Consider the following 17,279-nt stretch of genomic DNA (forward strand, 5'->3'; position numbering starts at 1 on the left):
ATGAGAAAAGCCATTATTGGCGGTACCGGTGTTTACGGCATCGACGAAAACCCTCGAAAGGAAACAGTCTCTACGCCGTATGGATCTGTAGACATCGATATTGTCACTTTTAAAGAGGAAGAAATTATTTTTCTTGCCCGCCATGGAAAAAAACATTCAGTTCCGCCTCACCTTATTAACTATCGGGCTAATATGAAAGCTCTGGAAATCCTGGGCGTAAAGTGGATTTACGCCACAGCAGCCGTTGGTTCCTGCAATGAAGATTTTGCCCCTGGCGATTTGGTCATTATCAAGGATTTTTTAGACTTTACCAAAAATAGACCAGTCACCTTTTTTGAAGGTGGAGAAGAGCCAGTATGTCATGTGGATATGACCAGCCCCTACTGTCCCATGCTGAGAGACAAGTTTATCACCTTTTCCAAACAGGAACAAATCTCCATCAAAGGAGAAGGTGTCTATGTATGTACGGAAGGTCCCCGCTTTGAATCTCATCAGGAAATTCGTATGTACAAGAACTTAGGCGGTGATGTGGTAGGAATGACCAATATTCCTGAAGTTATTTTTGCCAAAGAGCTGGGAATGTGCTATGCCACTATCGGAATGATCAGCAACTGGTGCACCGGAATGCAACAGGATCCTATCGCCCTTCATGATATCGAAACCGCTTTAGGAAATAACAAGGAACTTCTCAGTCATGCTTTTATGACTATTTTTGAACAATCCTTAGATCAGGATCAATGCACTTGTAACGCTTCTTTAGTAAGTCTTTGATGCTTTATAGAAAGAGTGAAAGCAAAAGATGCCGGCCCCTTTTTCTGGCCGGCATCTTTTTTCTATTCAAATACACCTTTTACAACCACTTCTTGATTCTGTATCATTATTCTTCCTTTTGCAATAACGGTTTCAATTCTCTGCTCATCCACATTGAAAAGAACCGCATCCGCCTTTCCACCAACCTGAAGAACCCCTTTATCCTGCCAGTTCATGATTTTCGCTGGTGTCGACGTAATGGTCTGAAGGGCCGTTTCCAAAGAAATACCCTCCAGTCTGACAGCCTCTAAAACCGCTTGAAATAACGAAGCAGCGCTTCCCACTTCCAAGCCAGTGCATTTGCCCGTCTTATCAAACACCGGCAAACTGCCTTGAGCATCAGAACTAAAGCTGATCCGTTCAATAGGAATTCCCGCATCTAAGGCTCTTGCCAGTGCTTGATGACAAGGCACTTCTCCTTCTTCGATAAAGGCCGGTACAGTACTGGTGGTAAAATCCATGTACCCACCAGCTTTTCCATAGGCTAAGGCTTCTTGAAACAGGTCTTCATTTCTGTTTTGGTGGGTTGGCAAAAACTGTGTTAGCGGAATGTGCGTATCTTGACATATTTTCATTAACATAGATAAACCACCGGGCTGATCCCCTAGGTGAAAGTTAATCAATCCCGGTTTCCCGCTTAACATGCCACCAACCCGGGCAGAAGCCGCCAGTTTTTTCACTTCTTCTACGGTCGGTTGAGAAGAGCGATGATCGGATAAAGCTACTTCTCCTACCCCTATCACCCTTGGTAAGTGTAGTAGGTCTTCTTCCAGGTGGTCAAAAAGAGAACGTACCGGCATTTGGTAGGAGCCTGTCCAGGCATACACCCGAATTCCTTCTTCTTCAAGACCGGCTGCTTTTGCTAACAAGTCTTTCATTGATCGGGTGAATCCATCGGTTCCCAAACAGCCAACCACCGTGGTCACACCTGCTTTGGTTAGGTCTGTCAACCGGATGGGAGGTGTGCGTGTATGAGGTCCCCCCTCACCACCACCGCCGGTTATATGGACATGGGTATCAATAAATCCGGGCAATAGGATCTGCCCCTCTGCCTCGATCACTTCTGTCCCGGAAGCCAAGCTTCCCAGCTCAAGGTTTTTCTGGATCGCAAGAATATGATCCCCTGCCATCAATACATCCTGCCGTCCCATATAAGCCGGTTGATACACCTCTGCGTTACGGATTAACAACATATAAACCCTCCTAATTAAATCCAATCATTACAGCCAGTACCATGGCTAAAGAAGCCAGTACAAACAAAATGATCTGAAACTTGATCTGGAATCGAAACCACTGGTACCAGTCCAGCTTAGCAACCCCTAAAACACCCATTAAACATCCGGAAGTAGGGACAATTAAGTTGGTAAATCCATCTCCCAGTTGAAAAGCCAGAACAGCTACCTGTCGGCTGACGCCTACAATATCAGCTAAAGGAGCCATCAGGGGCATGACCAGTGCCGCTTGCCCTGAACCAGAAACAACAAAGAAGTTAAACACAGATTGAAAAACAAACATAATCCAGGCAGAAACCGCCGGTGGTAATGAACCAACCGCATTGCCTGCGTAATGTAAAATGGTATTTAAAACGGTTCCTGCTGTCGGGTCCGTTCCGCCCAGTACTAAAATAATCCCCTGAGCCATCCCTACTACCATCGCCGCTCCTACCAAATCTTTTGCTCCATTACGGAAAGAAATGGCAATATCGTTGACACGCATATCATTAAGCCGAAAAACAACCCCAATAATTCCAGCCACTAATCCCATCACAAAAAACTGAGTAGCAATTTCCGGAATGTAGTAGGCATGTTGCATAACGCCCCATACAACCCATACCACACCAGCAAATATGGTGAAAAGTACCAAAGCGTCACCTATCCCAAATGTCACTTCAATATCTTTGCGCCCTTCAAAATCATTTCGATAGTATGCATCTGATTCGTAAGAAAGGGATTTTGTCGGATCTTTTCGGATACTTTGAGCGTATCGATAGGTATAGGCAATTCCTAAAGCCGTAAAAAACGCCCATAAAGCAATTCGAAAACCAGCACCGGAAAGCACCGGAATACCAGAAACACCTTGAGCCACCGCTAAACTAAATGGATTCATCCAAGAAGTAGCAAAGCCTATTTGTGTCGCTACATAGGTAATGCATATGCCTGTAATAGCGTCGTAGCCCATGGCAATCATTAATGGCACCAGAATCATGGCGAAGGGAATGGCTTCTTCCCCCATCCCAAAAACAGCTCCTCCCAGCGAAAAGAAAAAGAAGATAATAGGTATGGATAAAGATTCCATCCCTTTTGTTCGCTTAATCATGGCTAAAATAGCATTTTCTACGGCTCCTGTCCTTAAAATGATGCCAAAAGCACCACCAATTACTAAAATAAAAGCAATGATACCAACAGCCGTCCCCCACTTGCTACCACTAACCAGTCCTTCAAAGGCATAATTAAGGAATCCTACGCCACCAAAGGGCTCAAACAACCGAATACCTTCCCGGACTGCTTCCCCTTCTTCATTTTTAATCAATTGAAATGTGTCCGGATCAAGTACTTCTCTGGAATTCTCTGTACCGTCCTGTATATAAGTGACTTCGGTTACATCAAACTGTCCCACAGGTACCAGATACGTTAATAATGCTGCCATTGCAACAACAAAGAAAATAATTACATAGGTATCCGGCATTTGCCAGTCTCGAAAAGATCTTGCTTTCTTGCTATTTTTCTCATGTTGCTGTTCTTCATTTTTCATCCTAACGACCTCCCAGTTTTCTAATGTCATCTGACAGATATTCCCTACCTGCCATTCCTCCGCCTTGGATAGGATTGCAGGAATCATGCCAAGGATCCTTTTTCAGCATTTTTTTTGCAACCATTTATCCAGTCGATGATATTGCTTGTTTTTTCAATATGTTGATCCGTTGTTTTCTTTCTGATACTCAGGTAAGTGTATGATCTTTTATTCGCAGCGGCATAAAAAACTGGCGAAAAAACCACCTGTTCCGCCAGATAAATCTTTTTTTCACCTTATCTTCACCAGTTAAATGATGCTTTGCTTTTTCTGCTTTTCCACATATCGGAAGCCTTTCTCCGTCAATCGGCTTCCTTGTCGTCCTGTACCGGCCTGAATCATCCCTTTTTCCACTAAACTTTCCATCACTACTCTCACTTGGTGAAACGTCCATTGTACATACCGTAAGTCTGAATCCTTATTACTTTCATTTTCTTCTAACTGTAATGCTTTGCATAAACTTTCCCTTCCGGTTTTTTTCCCTTGTTGCTGAAAAACCGCCATCAAATGAAGTACTTTTTCTTCTTCCGGTTTCAAAGCTTGAGAAAAGGTCATTTTATTCACAGAGAAAGGTAGTTCTTGACTGAAAAAATGAGAGTCCGGAAAATCTTCTAATGTCAAACGGTCTTCATCTGTTACAGCTAACATATAAGCAACCAGGTTTTGTAATTCTCGTACATTTCCCGGCCAATGATATCTTTTCATTACTTGGCTGACCTTCTCTTCTAGCAGAATGCGACGCTTTGTTTCCATTGCAATAAAATGAGTGACAAGTGGAAGGATATCTTCTTGACGTTGCCTTAGAGGTGGCAAATGAATAAAGCCGGTTTTCAGCCGATAGTATAAATCTTCCCGAAAGACACCTTTCGATACAAGCGTTTCCAGGTTTTGATTGGTTGCCGCCACCACTCTAACATTAATGCTTCGTATCTCATGGCCACCTACCGGCATAATTTCTTTTTCCTGCAACACCCGCAATAGTCTGGACTGAACTTTTCCAGAAATATCACCAATTTCATCTAAAAAAATAGTACCTCCGTCTGCTTGCTCAAAAAGACCTATTTTCCCACCTTTGCGAGCACCCGTAAAAGCGCCTTCTTCATAACCAAACAGCTCACTTTCAATCAGTTCATCGGATAAAGCACTAAAGTTAACGGCTAAAAAAGGTCCTTCCCTCCGAGGCGATGCATTATGAATAGAGCTGGCAACAATTTCTTTTCCAGTTCCACTTTCTCCAACCAATAAAACCGTCAACTCGCTGGCCGCCAGCTTACGGGATGTTTTTTTTACTTTTTCCATAGCTACAGAACTGCCAATCAAGTCATCAAAGGTATATCGTGCATAAAAGCCCCGACGCATCAGATCTCGTTTTATTTGATTACCAGAGGCAATGGTTTCCTGAACATTTTTAAGAATAACGGTCGTTGTTAAGGATTTGGGATCTACCAGCTTTTTCACCAATATTTCCTGTTGAAAAAGCATCAGTATTTTTTCCTGAACCTCTTCATATAACAAAAAATGTTTTAATTCAGCAGAGGAAAGCAATCGGGCCAAAGCGATGGGGCTTTTTCCAGGATTCGGCACTTTCAACAACTGCCTGGCTTTTTCATTCAGGACGCTCACCCAGCCCTCCTGATTAAATACCATAAGCCCATCATTGAGTCCATCTATCACTTCACTCAGATGCTGGTTCAAGGTTTCAATTTCTCGATGTGAATCCGCTAATTTAGAAGCCATATGGATGATTTTCTTCAGATATCCTTCCGAAAAAGCGGTAGAATAGTTTTGATAGTAACCTGTATGGTAAAGAATCGCTGCAATCGTTGAAAAATCAAGAACACGAGGACCAATATCTACCACTTTCGAAATATCAGCAGGCACCAAGTATCCTTCTCCCGGTGTAATGGCTATCTCCGGTAAAGAAAGTGGCAAGGCTTCCCTTGGCGCCCAGGGGATCATTTCTATATGATCAACACCAATACGCCGTAAAGCTTCTATGCTTTCTAATGCCGTTTCCATTCTGTCATTCACCAGTAATACCCGTTCCCCTTTAGCCAGTTTCATCACTTGATCCAAGTGATCCATCGGTATCGTCCGCACAGCCGTTACACTTTGCTGACTTTCCGAAAGTAAATTTTTTTCTCTTATTTCATCCGCTACCTGTTTGCTGGAAAAAACAACTAGATCTGCCTCTATCGCTTCAGGCAATCCGGTATCAATGGCATAGGACAGGATTGGAAATAACCCTTGAAATAATTCTTCCATTTGTTGATGAAGCCTTACTTTCGTTTGATCCGTTCCGGCCAGCAAAACAATTTTCATCACGAACACCCTAACCCTTTCTCTAATCATTACCATCTATGCAAAAGATCTAACTTACCCGGTTTATTATTCTATCACATATCAATTGAAATGCACCTGTATCAATGATATTCTGAAGATATTGAATTATAGTTCAACATCAAGATTTGCTAAGGAACCGTATTTCAAAGGATTATCATGAAACTGACGACGGGATGTGATGAATCCGGAAGTGAAAAGAAAGGGAACCGAATAGCTTTTTCGGGTATTTTCGAATCAACGATGAAATTTACCTTCAATAAAACGAAGACAAGAGGGTATTAAAATATTATCAGAAATCAGCTTAGGGGGATAACGCATTTTTTCAAAAGAGGCTCTGATTCTGAGCCGTCAATGGTTGAAGCCCTAAAAACCCATTGTTCGCCTTCACGAAGAAAGGATGAGTATGATGAGAAACCTACAGGCTCTGCTAGAAAAAGCTACTCGACTCCAGCATATTACAGATCATATGTTTGACCTGGTAGCACTAGCTGATCCTAATGGAAATTTCACGTTTATGAGTAAATCCCATGAATGCCTCGGATATCAGCCAGAAGAATTAATTGGCGAACCCGTAACAGTCCTCGTTCACCCCGATGATATCCCTTTGGTAACAAGGGAACTTAACCGTTTTCTACAGAGTGGAAAAAATAGTCAACCTGTGAAATATCGATGCCGATGCAAAAACGGAAATTTCTTATGGCTGGAAACCATGGGGAAAATCATCTATGACGAGGCAGGCGAAGTTAGGGAACTTCTTTTTAGTTCCCGCGATATCTCTCAGCGTATCCAGCAGGAGGAATCTATACGAAATCAAAATGCGTTGATTAGGGCTCTGATCAATTCCATACCAGATCCTATTTTTTACAAAGATTTACATGGCATATACTTGGGCGGTAATACCACCTATGCCACCTATATGGGGATGCCTCTGGAGTCCATCATCGGAAAAACAGATTATGATCTTTATCCTAAAAAACAAGCAGACCTTCACCGGACATATGATGCGAAGGCATTAAGAAGCTCGACAGGCCATCGTAACGAAGAATGGATCACTTATCCAGATGGCCGAAAAACACTGGTCGACGTATTAAAAACACCGTACAAAGATCATCAAGGCACCATCATTGGTATCTTGGGCATTGCCAGAGACATTACAGGCCTTAAAAAAACAGAAGAGAACCTATTGGAATTCAATTCCTTACTGGAGTTAAAAAATCTGGAGTTGGAGCAGGCCATGCAATTGGCTCATACTGCCAACGAAGCCAAAAGCCGTTATTTAGCCCATATGAACCATGAAATGCGTACTCCCTTAAACGGCTTTATCGGGTTTTTACAACTGATGGAAAAAACCGATATGACCGAAGAACAAAAAGAATTTATGGGTCATATGAAACATTCCGCTAGTCATATGTTAAGCATTATCAGCAATGTATTGGATTATGCCAGAATAGAAGCAAGGGAAATACACTTGGAAAAGCAGCCCTTCTATCCAGCAGAAGAAATCAGAATGGCTATCGCTCCACTGATTGCCCTTGCACAGGAAAAATCCCTTCTTCTTCATTCCGACCTGCCCAACAACCTTCCTCGACAAGTGTGGGGAGATCCGCAACGTTTGCGACAAATCATTCTTAACATCGGCGGAAACGCTATCAAGTTCACCCGTAAAGGTAAGGTCTCTCTCTCAATAAGCTGTCTGGAGTCCTCTGAGGATCATCATCTTTTCCAGCTGGTGGTCGAAGACACCGGTCCTGGCATGACAGAAGAAGCTTTAAACAAGTTATTCCAACCCTTCTACCAAGGAGATGACGGTTCATTTCGCCAAACCAGTGGTACTGGCCTGGGATTACCGATCACCAAAGAATTGGTCGAGCTAATGGATGGTACCATTCAAGTCTTCAGTACTCCAGGAAAAGGAACAAGAGTGGAAACTGTCTTAAAAGTCGGCGCCTTCCCCTCTTAACCAGTATCATGGTCTAAATATACCCTCCAGAAAGGAAGGATCCTCTTATGAATCTTTCGGCAGAGCAGTGTCAACGCTATCTTCATGCCCTGAAAAACGGCGTGCTTCCTGATTAGGATCTGTCTTTTTTATCCGTTGGAAGAGCTGATATTCTCGAAGAATTTTATCGGTGTCTTAACGGCATGAAACGGGATGAAAGTTATGTCAAATTTCTGTGCGGTCCTTACGGCAGCGGCAAATCCTTTATGTTGACTTCTATCAAGCAACAAGCTTTGCAAAAGGGTTTTGTGACAAAAAAAGGGCATCGTTACCCACGAAGCCCTTAACCAACGATTCATATCCTACTGCAGCATGTCTATGACAGCAACTTACTACGTTCTTTTGCGCAGGTGAAGAATCGCTTGTTCCTTTTGTTTCGCCTCCAACATAAGGTATATTTTCTGATCCTTTCGAAAGCATTGATCCACATACCCACAAACCCATTCATAATCAATTTGTCGAATCAAATCATCATGTTTTGGGTCTTTTTCGTCCTTACGACCAGAAGATAAATGTATTTTAGGATCATCAATCCCTTCCCAGGTTTTAACCACTCTCTCGAGAGCGACCCCTGTCTCCATGGAGGATAAGATTCGATGATGGTGAAAATCCAACACAAGGGGAATGCCTGTTGTTTCCCATATTCCCAGCACTTCTTGAATGGAATAGCTCTTTTCATCATTTTCTAAACGAAGCTTACTCTTAATGCCTTCCGGCAGTTTCTCATAGGTTTTTACCCATCGATGAAGAGCTTGTTTTTTATCGCCGTAAACGCCACCAACATGAATGATTAAATCCCTTACTCCCAGCATTTCTGCCATCTGATGATGATATTCCAAGTCTTCGACAGACCTTTTCACCACCTCTTCTTTGGGAGAGTTTAAAAGCGTATACTGACCAGGATGCATCGAAAGCCGCATGGAATGAAGCTTTGCATATTCCTTGATTTTTTTGCAGGCCTTTCTGATTTCTTCGTCCTCCTGCCAGGTATAGGTCATCGCCTCATGGGTTGCTAAGGGAACCAAGTCACTGGAAACCCGAAAAAAGAAAATCTGATGCGCCTGATTCCATTCCAGACAGGTCATCACATAGTTCAGATTGTGAAGAATAAGTTCTTTTAGATAAGACGCTCCTCTTTCCTGGTATGTTTTTAGGCGTAAAGATTTCATTTTCATCGGAATACTGGTATTCAAACAGGCATAACCCAATTCAATAGACACTGTCATTCCTCCATTCCGAGATAGGCCCCTGCCTAAAAAAAGATATCTTAAGAATAAGTCTCCCAATGAATTCTGGCATCGTCAAATCGATCCTTAAATCGATTTTTATCCGAGTAGCCAACAGCAAACAACCCAAAAGCTTCCACTTCTTCCGGCAGTGTGCATATTTCTTTTACCTTTTTCTGATATTCCTCGATTGGCGTGATTCCCATCCAAAGAGTGCTAAGACCTAAATCTACGGCCTGTAACATCATATTTTGAACAGCTGCCGAAAGATCCTGCTGCCAGAATGCCTCTACTTTTAATCGGTTACGGTTCATCAAAGCCACTACGCAAGCTGGTGCACCAGCCAGAGGGGCTGTATACTTGTGAACCTGCGACAATTTCACTAATGTTTCCGGTTGTTGAATTACCAGAAATTCCCAGGGCTGTTGATTATGAGCTGAAGGAGCTTGCATTGCTGCTCTCAGCATTTCTTCCAGTTTTTCTTTTTCAACAGCTTCCTTGTTGAAAGTTCTAGCACTGCGTCTCTGCTTAATCCCCTCTTTTAATTCCATCAAAATAGCCTCCTTCTGTCTCTTTTCTTCTTTCCTTACTCACTACTTATACCCAATCCAGTACCCATTAAAGCCCCCAGGGCATATTCATTCCCTAAGGGCTTTTATCACTTGGTAATGCTTCATGAGAAACTAAAGCTTCTGTTTCTAGTTTGTTATAGCTTAAATCGTTGGATCGCCTGATTCATTTCTTCTGCTAAAGTAGATAATTGATGACTAGCGTTGGCAATTTCCGTCATTGATGCTGTCTGCTCTTCCACTGCCGCCGATGCTTCTTCCGTTCCTGCTGCATTTTCTTCTGCAATAACAGATATTTTTTCAATAATACCAAGCATCTCATCTCGCTTATTTTTCATGGTATCACCCGAAAGGTTAAGATCCTTCAGGGATGATTTCATTTCTTCCAAAGAATCTGCAATTCCTCGGAAGTGCTCACTGGTCACTTTAACTTGCTCTTCCTGCTTGATCCCCACTTCGTTTACCTGATTCATTGTTCTTACAGCATCCTGCACTCGTTCCATCAACTCAGCAATAACCGTTGCTATTTCGTCCGTAAAATTATTGGACTGTTCCGCCAGTTTTCGGATTTCTTCCGCTACCACCGCAAAACCACGACCGGATTCACCGGCTCTAGCCGCTTCAATAGCAGCATTAAGGGCTAGCAAATTCGTCTGCTCAGCAATGCTTCGGATCATCCCACTGGCCGTATCAATTTTTTCAGCACTGGCCTGAGTTTCATTAATAACACCTTGCACACTCTGTGTAGCAGCTCTATTTTCTGAAGTAGTGCTTAACAGTCCATTCATCGATTCATGGCCCTTTGACTGGTATTCTTCCACTTTAACCAACTCTTGATTCAAGGATTTCAAGCAAAGCTGATTGTCACCGATCACATCTCCCAGTTCGCTGACTGCCTGAGCACCTGTTGCGGTATCACTGGCCTGCTCTGTAGCACTTTTCGCCATTTCTTCTATGGTTTTAGCCACTTCATCCGCCGCCTGAGAAGACTGATCGCTGGTGGTATTCAAATGTTCTGCTGAAGATGACACGTTTTTTGATGCGGTTAGCACTTGCTGCAATAATTCTACAATATTTGTCTGCATCCTAGTACTCGACCTGATCATGTCACCAATTTCATCTGAACGGTTTTGGTGTTTGTTTACCGAATCCTCTTCCAGACTTCTTAAATCATAATCCGCCATTTTCTCCAGTTTTTCAGCAACGGCTTTTACCGGTTTAATCGTATTTCCACTAATCCACAGGCCTGCCATGACGCTTAAAATAACGGCTACTACCATGATTCCCATCACCGTATTTCTAAAAGCCGCCAGTCCAGAAAACAGTTGAGCTCTAGAAACCTCAACCATCAAATGCCATCCCGGAGTTCCTTCAATGGGTGAATGAAGCAGAATCGTCGTCTGTCCATCTACCTGGATTTCCTGAGATGCTGCCACTCCCTGTTCGATACCGGATAAATCCATATTTCCGTAAGCATCAAGAGAAGACAGGGCTTGTCCTACATATTCCTCCTTTGGATGAGCCAGAATATTTCCATTTTCCGAAAGAATCCATCCAAAACCGGCATCCCCTATATTAATTGCCTCCACCATATCCGTTATATAAGAAAGGTAAATGGATCCGGAAACAGCTCCTACCCGATTCCCGGCATGATCATCAATTCCATGAGCAATAACCGTCAACATTCTTCCATCAATAGAGCTTGGAAAAGGGTCTGTTATGTAATGATCCATCCCTTGCTGAAAAATCGGTTCCATATAGGCACTGCTACTAAAATCGTAAACATTTAAGTCGCTGTCATAGGCCGTCCCATCAGGAAAAACCATCGAAAGAGTTCCATAATCCGACCTTTCAAGTACGGTTTCAATAAATCTTTGTGCCCCTTCCGGGTCCATGTTTTTCACATCTTCATTTTCTGAAACAATCATCCCTTCAGAAATTTTTCTCTCCAACAAGGATTCAATATTCTGAGAAAAACTTCCCATCATTTCTTCATTCAGTTCACCAGCCACATCACTGACCATACTCGATGCCAGATAATAAAGGATAAACCCGGCCCCCAGAAGCAAGGTAATGCTGGTGGCTAAAAAAGTAAGCATCATTTTTGTTTTTAAGCTTTTCATCCCTCTCGTCCCCCTTTATTCAATACACTTATCCGTCACTAAGATCTTACCCCAACACAATCTTGTTTCTTATTTTTACCCACTCCACTTTCCGTCACACAACTTTCCTTTTAAGACAAGCTGTCCACCAATTAGATTAATCAAATTTTTCCATCTAAAATTATAAACCAAATTCGCTTTGCAAAGTATGTAAAAACAACACAATTTCACTGAAATGTTCATTAATTAGGAGTTGCTGCCTATAGAATCCCTGTCTTGCGACTATTTGATCCTTGAAAGGGTATGTGTTATCATCATATAGACCGACCTCCAGATTCCAATCGAATAGCATACTCTTTCGTGACGAATAAATTATTTCAATGGGATCAGGGTTTTATCAGATCTATCTTTTCCTTATCTAAATTTTCGATACAGAAAGGTGCTTTCATGGAAAAAATATGGAAGTTTCTTCATCAAAAAATCAAAGATATTTTTCGTGCGTACAAAACATTGCTCACCATCATTACCGATATTTCAGATAAAACAGCAATCTACGAAACAGTGATGGCGCTATTGATCGTGCTGGTGTTAGGTTTGTCTTTTCTGGATATTTTTGTCATAGACAATCGCCGTTTCAGTCTTTATGTCGAAACCTTCGATCTGGCCGTCTGCGCTATTTTTGCCATCGACCTTTCTTTGAGGTATCGGGCAAGCACTTCTAAAAAATCTTTTTTCAAAAAATCTTGGATTGAGATTCTTGCTATTATTCCTTTTGACGTGGTTTTTCGAGCTTTTCGGATTGTTCGCATTGTCCGCGTTGCCAAAATTACAAGAGCCAGCCGAATCGGCCGATTTGTCAATACCTTTACAAAAGTATTCCGAAACATTGAACGGTTGCCAATGATTGCTAAAATGGCAAACCCACAATATTTTCGCTATAAACGATTCAAAAAATTACTTTTTGGATATGGAAAAAGCAAGTCAGAAGATTCTCCTTCAAAAAAAGAATAACCGCTTAACTTCTCACCCTACGGTGAAAGCCTAAGCGGTTTTTTTGCTCTGTTTTATGCAAATTCCCGGTTAAGAATCATAGCGGTTTGCCTTACTACTTCTGCTGATACTCCTGCACAGCGACTGGATCTTTCTGGAGAGTTAAAAGCAACTCCTTCTTTTTGAATAAATTTAGAAACCGATTCATAACAAGAAGTTGACTCTGCCACCGTTACCTCATGATCCGGAAATTCAGGGTTGTATACCGGTAATTCAGCTTGCTTATACCAGTTAAACAGTTCTTTTACCAACTCATTTTGTCTGTCTTCTGTAAAGAGTCCAATAAATCCAGAAGCTACTGCCAAAGTTCCACAAAGAGAGGCTTCCAAAGCAAACCCTCCAGCAAAGGAACGATACATCCTTGTCGGAATCTTATTATAGGGATAGCCTTCTGCTTCTGCTAAATAGCCGAAAAGACCTTCGGCTGTACCAACACCTCAGCCGCCCTGCTCTTTGTAGTATTTATAAGCTCTCTCTGCCGCCGCATCTGGGTCAATCCGTTTATAAGGTAATGGATGCACTACCGGTTCCATATCCACTCCCGCTGATTCTTTCGCCTCTGTCACTTCCGCTGCACTGGTTTCACCACAGGCTGTAAGAATACCACCTACACCACCCAAAATTGAAACACTTGCCAATGTAGTCCCCATTTTTTTCAAAAAATCTTTACGCGTTATATGATTCATTTCAGCACTCATTTTTCATCCTCCTTTTCCCAAAGCATCATCTTTATCCGATCCGATTCTCCCGTTATCCGTCAGAAACAACAAACGATTAATCCTGCTTATATTTCTTAGATTCCTCATGTTTCCATTTGTTTTCAATATCTACGACCGTAGATTTTAAGTGGATTAACCTCAGCCACCCGCTGCAGGAGCCGGGCCTTCCTCTTCCTCAACTTCCTGTTCTGTAAGATCAATACCGGCTTCATCAATCGCTTGTTGTACAAGTTCTATAATCGCCGTCGAAGTCCATGTGGCTCCTGTTTGCACATCAACTTCTGTGGTCTGCTGATTGACAATTCTTTCCGGCACTACCCGCAAAGCACCATCTCCAAAGCCTTTGGTCTCATTATGCTGGATCACTCTAATTTCTACCAATTCGCTTCCTTCAAAAATAACGTCCAGATACATATCATACCGATCCTGAAAACCTTTTCCAGATACTAAAACACCTTCTGGTTCATAGGTTTCCAGATCATATTCTGCCGCAGGATCTGCCGGCGCTTCGCTCTTAGACACATTTTGACCAGCAGCTTCTGCCACCGCTTTTATCACAGCTTCCGAAGAAACCGTTGCACCTGTTTCGACATCCACATCGGCGCTTTGAGCCTGAAGAATTTTATCAACCATCGATTCGATGGCTACATCGCCAATGCCTTCTGTTTCTTTATGATCTAATACCTTAATGTCCAGAATATCATCACCATCCATGATCACATCAAGAACAATATCCCCACCATAGCCAGGTGCCATGGCAAGAACCCCTTCTGCTTGATAGTCGCTGGCTGATGGTTCTTCTGAATCTTCGCTGGCACTATCCTTCCCCAGGGCCTTATTTACCGCGGCGATCACCGCATTAGAGGAAACGGTAGCACCACTGTGCACGTCAACTTCCGTCGATTGAGCTTCCATTATTTTTGCAACCATTTCTTCAATCGCTACATCGCCAATGCCTTCCGTTTCATTTTGCTCCATCACCCGAATATCAACCACCTCATCACCTTGAAGGTATACTTCCAAATGAATCGGTCCGCCATACCCATCGGCTGTCACTTCATGTTTTGTCGCATCGGCTAAAGCATCATCCCCCATTACACTGAATCCAAAAAGAATTCCAACTGTCAGAACAACAAGAACCAAAGCTCCCGACATTTGTTTTTTGTCCATTCTTCCCCATCCTTCCTCTGTTGATCTTTTAGAAAAAGCTTATGGTAGCGCTAAAGCTTTCCTGCCATCGATAAGTCTGTACGCAATCCAACGCTGGTAATATGTTTTCGTTAAAACCTTATCAAACTTGCGTACGGCTATTCATAAGCTTAATAGTACTATTATTATACCACATAACGCTGAGAATATTCTTATAAAATTTTATTAATTTGTAAAATCATAAAAAAAGTGATTTTCATCTCTTCCACAAGGACATTTATCCCGAAAGAAACAAGCACAAAAAAAGAGCTTGGTTTCAACAGGATATTGAAACTAAGCTCTCCTAAGAATTGTCTTTTCTTCTTACTGACTAATCATCACTCTGGAAACGTGCTTTTCCATTCTTTTAATATCATTTTTCTCGATTGATATTTGATCACCGGATCTTCTTTAGCAATGGCATAAGCTTCTTCTTCATCTTGTACTTTGTAAATAATCAGCCCACCACTATGATCTAAAAAAGGTCCTTTGGCATATATTTTCCCATTGTCCAAGTATTTTTTCAAATAAGCTTTATGCTCATCAAGTAGTTCTGCATCCTTCTTTTTATCAACAGTTTCTAGAAATGCAATAAAATATGGCATTCTTGGGCTCCTTTTCATTTATATTTTAATTTCATCCTATTTTACCACAGGAGCCCCACCAATCACAAGAAGCATCTTGTCAGCGTCTATGCCTTATCAAACCAAAGGCTTACTACTCTAACCAAGTTCCCAGTAATGATTTTCATCGAGAGAAAAAAGGTAACAGGGTAGTACTTGTTATTTAATTTCAATTTGTTTTCTTGTTTCCTTTTGCGGATCTTTAGGGATTGTCACTTTCAGAATACCATTTTCATACTTTGCTTCAATTTTTCCCGGATCAATATCTTTGACATGAAAACTTCGGCTAACCCTTCCCATTTTCCGTTCCCGGCAAATATAGTTGTCTCTTTCTTCGTTCACTTCATCTTCTTTTTCAGCAGAAATAATGAGATGATCATTGTCGTAATGAACATTAATCTGTTCTTTGTCAAATCCTGGAATTTCCGCTTCCATCAAGTATTGATCGTCCTCTTCTTGAATATCCACCTTAATGCCGGACTGAATCGCCGGTGCCATTCGATGATCTCCAAATATAGGATCATTGAAAAACCGTTCAAACAGAGTATCCAAATCCCGTCCTCTTCTTTGATTTCTGAATGGTACCAAATGGTTCATCATAAAAGATCTCCTCCTTTGTTTTATTTTTCTTTTTTGTTTGATTTTATTATAGCGCCAAAGGTCAAAGATAGTCAAAGTTTGCGATCTGGGAATAATTCCTACTATTTATTCTTATCATCATTCTTGAGGATTTATATGGATAATTCTCTTCTATCCTCTTTATTCCTCTCTATTTCATCCTTTTTCAATTCGGTCCCAAAAGAGGATGCTTTGTCCGCAAAAAAAATCCCTTCTGAAATCAAAGGGATTAAGACGTATTGGTTTGGGTTATTTTTTATGTGATCGATGCTTGATATATTTTTTCTATCGATGTATGGAGGACTTGGTCAAAGGCTTCATCGCTTTGCTGTGCTGCCAATCCTCCCAACAATGCCCGTGAGAAACTGGCAATCACACCCGGGTTTTTTTCCAAAAGTTCTACCGCTTCGTCACGGCTATATCCGCCCGAAAGAGCAACCACACGTAAAACCTTTGGATGGTTTACCAGTTCACTGTAGAATGCGTTCTGGCTGGGTATAGACAGTTTCAACATAATTTCTTGTTCCTCTTCCAGCATATTAAGATGTTTCAGGATTTGGGTCATCATGATTTTTTCTGATTCTTCCTTATCCGGGCTGTGAATATCTACCTCCGGTTCTAAAATAGGCATCAACCCAGCATCGATTATTTGTTGACCGTATTCAAACTGTTGACTGATCACCTTTTGAATGCCTTCTGGATTTGCTTCCTTAATGACGGAACGCATTTTTGTTCCAAAAATATTTTTTTCTCTTGCCCGTTTCAGTTGCTTTTCCAGTTCAGGGATCGGTTTCATTAACTGAACCCCTTCGCTTAATGGTTCCAGTCCTTTATCTACTTTTAAGAAGGGGAGAATTCCTTTTTTCTGCCATAAGTAATCCGGCGTTGGCATATTCTCAACTTCCCGCTCCATGGTTTGCTCAAACAAGATCACTCCTACCACTTTATCGCCGGTAAAGGATGGGCTGGTCATCACACGGGTTCGCATCTCATGGACCAAATCAAACATTTCTTCTTCATTTCTGTAGGCATCTTTCTGAACGCCATATTCAGCCAATGCTTTCGGAGTACTGCCTCCACTCTGATCCAAGGCTGCAATAAACCCTTTCCCGTTTCGCATTCTTTCCATTTGCTGGTTTTTCACGTTTCCACCTCGCCTTCTAGTTTTACACTTCACTTATATCCTACTGCTACTATATATATCCTTAATTTCGATCTTCAAACGAGAGGATCATTACCAGA

The 17,279-nt window shown here is 41.8% G+C and carries 15 protein-coding genes and 1 pseudogene; 4 read left to right on the forward strand and 12 right to left on the reverse strand.

Features of this window, described 5'->3' with window-relative positions; all coding sequences use genetic code 11:
* Positions 1 to 771 carry an S-methyl-5'-thioinosine phosphorylase gene (locus tag BLV55_RS05545; protein WP_093312106.1) on the forward strand — a complete coding sequence of 257 codons (771 nt, stop codon included), beginning with the start codon at positions 1 to 3 and terminating at the stop codon, positions 769 to 771.
* 62 nt (positions 772 to 833) lie between these two features.
* Here BLV55_RS05545 and iadA read toward each other — a convergent pair whose 3' ends face one another.
* The 3 genes from iadA to BLV55_RS05560 all read right to left on the reverse strand — a co-directional run bounded on the left by iadA (position 834) and on the right by BLV55_RS05560 (position 5,922).
* Positions 834 to 2,003: a beta-aspartyl-peptidase gene (gene iadA, locus BLV55_RS05550; RefSeq protein ID WP_093312108.1), complete on the reverse strand. Its 1,170-nt coding sequence runs from the start codon at positions 2,001 to 2,003 to the stop codon at positions 834 to 836.
* Positions 2,004 to 2,013: 10 nt separating this feature from the next.
* Complete coding sequence (gene yfcC, locus BLV55_RS05555; protein WP_093312326.1) at positions 2,014 to 3,561, reverse strand: putative basic amino acid antiporter YfcC; 1,548 nt, start codon at positions 3,559 to 3,561, stop codon at positions 2,014 to 2,016.
* 288 nt (positions 3,562 to 3,849) lie between these two features.
* Positions 3,850 to 5,922, reverse strand: a complete 2,073-nt coding sequence (locus tag BLV55_RS05560) for a sigma-54 interaction domain-containing protein (RefSeq protein WP_176968274.1) — start codon at positions 5,920 to 5,922, stop codon at positions 3,850 to 3,852.
* Positions 5,923 to 6,349: 427 nt separating this feature from the next.
* Between BLV55_RS05560 and BLV55_RS05565 the strand changes: the two genes are divergently transcribed.
* Together BLV55_RS05565 and BLV55_RS14995 are read left to right on the forward strand one after the other, a co-directional pair.
* Complete coding sequence (locus BLV55_RS05565) at positions 6,350 to 7,903, forward strand: PAS domain-containing hybrid sensor histidine kinase/response regulator (RefSeq protein ID WP_176968275.1); 1,554 nt, start codon at positions 6,350 to 6,352, stop codon at positions 7,901 to 7,903.
* Between the two features lie 119 nt (positions 7,904 to 8,022).
* Entirely contained in the window at positions 8,023 to 8,229 is a 207-nt protein-coding gene (locus tag BLV55_RS14995) for a BREX system ATP-binding domain-containing protein (protein WP_093312116.1), read from the forward strand.
* Positions 8,230 to 8,274: 45 nt separating this feature from the next.
* On the opposite strand, the gene uvsE is transcribed toward BLV55_RS14995, so the two are convergent.
* The 3 genes from uvsE to BLV55_RS05585 form a co-directional block, all read right to left on the reverse strand.
* On the reverse strand, positions 8,275 to 9,162 hold the full coding sequence (gene uvsE, locus BLV55_RS05575; RefSeq protein ID WP_176968276.1) for a UV DNA damage repair endonuclease UvsE: 888 nt from the start codon (positions 9,160 to 9,162) through the stop codon (positions 8,275 to 8,277).
* A 47-nt stretch (positions 9,163 to 9,209) separates the two neighbouring features.
* Positions 9,210 to 9,719: a nitroreductase family protein gene (locus tag BLV55_RS05580; RefSeq protein ID WP_093312119.1), complete on the reverse strand. Its 510-nt coding sequence runs from the start codon at positions 9,717 to 9,719 to the stop codon at positions 9,210 to 9,212.
* A gap of 155 nt (positions 9,720 to 9,874) precedes the next feature.
* Complete coding sequence (locus BLV55_RS05585; protein ID WP_093312122.1) at positions 9,875 to 11,860, reverse strand: methyl-accepting chemotaxis protein; 1,986 nt, start codon at positions 11,858 to 11,860, stop codon at positions 9,875 to 9,877.
* Positions 11,861 to 12,286: 426 nt separating this feature from the next.
* On the opposite strand from BLV55_RS05585, the gene BLV55_RS05590 reads away from it, so the two are divergent.
* Positions 12,287 to 12,850: an ion transporter gene (locus tag BLV55_RS05590; protein WP_093312123.1), complete on the forward strand. Its 564-nt coding sequence runs from the start codon at positions 12,287 to 12,289 to the stop codon at positions 12,848 to 12,850.
* A gap of 53 nt (positions 12,851 to 12,903) precedes the next feature.
* Here the strand turns inward: BLV55_RS05590 and BLV55_RS05595 are convergent.
* From BLV55_RS05595 to BLV55_RS05620, 6 genes and pseudogenes are all read right to left on the reverse strand, one after another.
* Positions 12,904 to 13,302, reverse strand: a pseudogene (locus BLV55_RS05595) (C-GCAxxG-C-C family (seleno)protein); the annotation flags it as partial.
* Between the two features lie 24 nt (positions 13,303 to 13,326).
* The gene (locus BLV55_RS05600; RefSeq protein WP_093312127.1) at positions 13,327 to 13,587 is read right to left on the reverse strand and encodes a hypothetical protein; all 261 of its coding nucleotides are present in this window, start codon (positions 13,585 to 13,587) and stop codon (positions 13,327 to 13,329) included.
* A gap of 159 nt (positions 13,588 to 13,746) precedes the next feature.
* Positions 13,747 to 14,778: an FMN-binding protein gene (locus BLV55_RS05605; protein ID WP_093312129.1), complete on the reverse strand. Its 1,032-nt coding sequence runs from the start codon at positions 14,776 to 14,778 to the stop codon at positions 13,747 to 13,749.
* Between the two features lie 356 nt (positions 14,779 to 15,134).
* Complete coding sequence (locus BLV55_RS05610) at positions 15,135 to 15,401, reverse strand: YciI family protein (RefSeq protein WP_093312131.1); 267 nt, start codon at positions 15,399 to 15,401, stop codon at positions 15,135 to 15,137.
* Positions 15,402 to 15,578: 177 nt separating this feature from the next.
* Positions 15,579 to 16,019 (reverse strand): Hsp20/alpha crystallin family protein, encoded by a 441-nt coding sequence (locus BLV55_RS05615; protein WP_093312132.1) that lies wholly within the window; start codon positions 16,017 to 16,019, stop codon positions 15,579 to 15,581.
* A gap of 274 nt (positions 16,020 to 16,293) precedes the next feature.
* Positions 16,294 to 17,181, reverse strand: a complete 888-nt coding sequence (locus BLV55_RS05620) for a fructose bisphosphate aldolase (protein WP_093312133.1) — start codon at positions 17,179 to 17,181, stop codon at positions 16,294 to 16,296.
* Positions 17,182 to 17,279: the final 98 nt, after the last annotated feature.

The sequence above is a fragment of the Tindallia californiensis genome, from assembly GCF_900107405.1.
In the GTDB taxonomy this organism is placed as follows: domain Bacteria; phylum Bacillota; class Clostridia; order Peptostreptococcales; family Tindalliaceae; genus Tindallia; species Tindallia californiensis.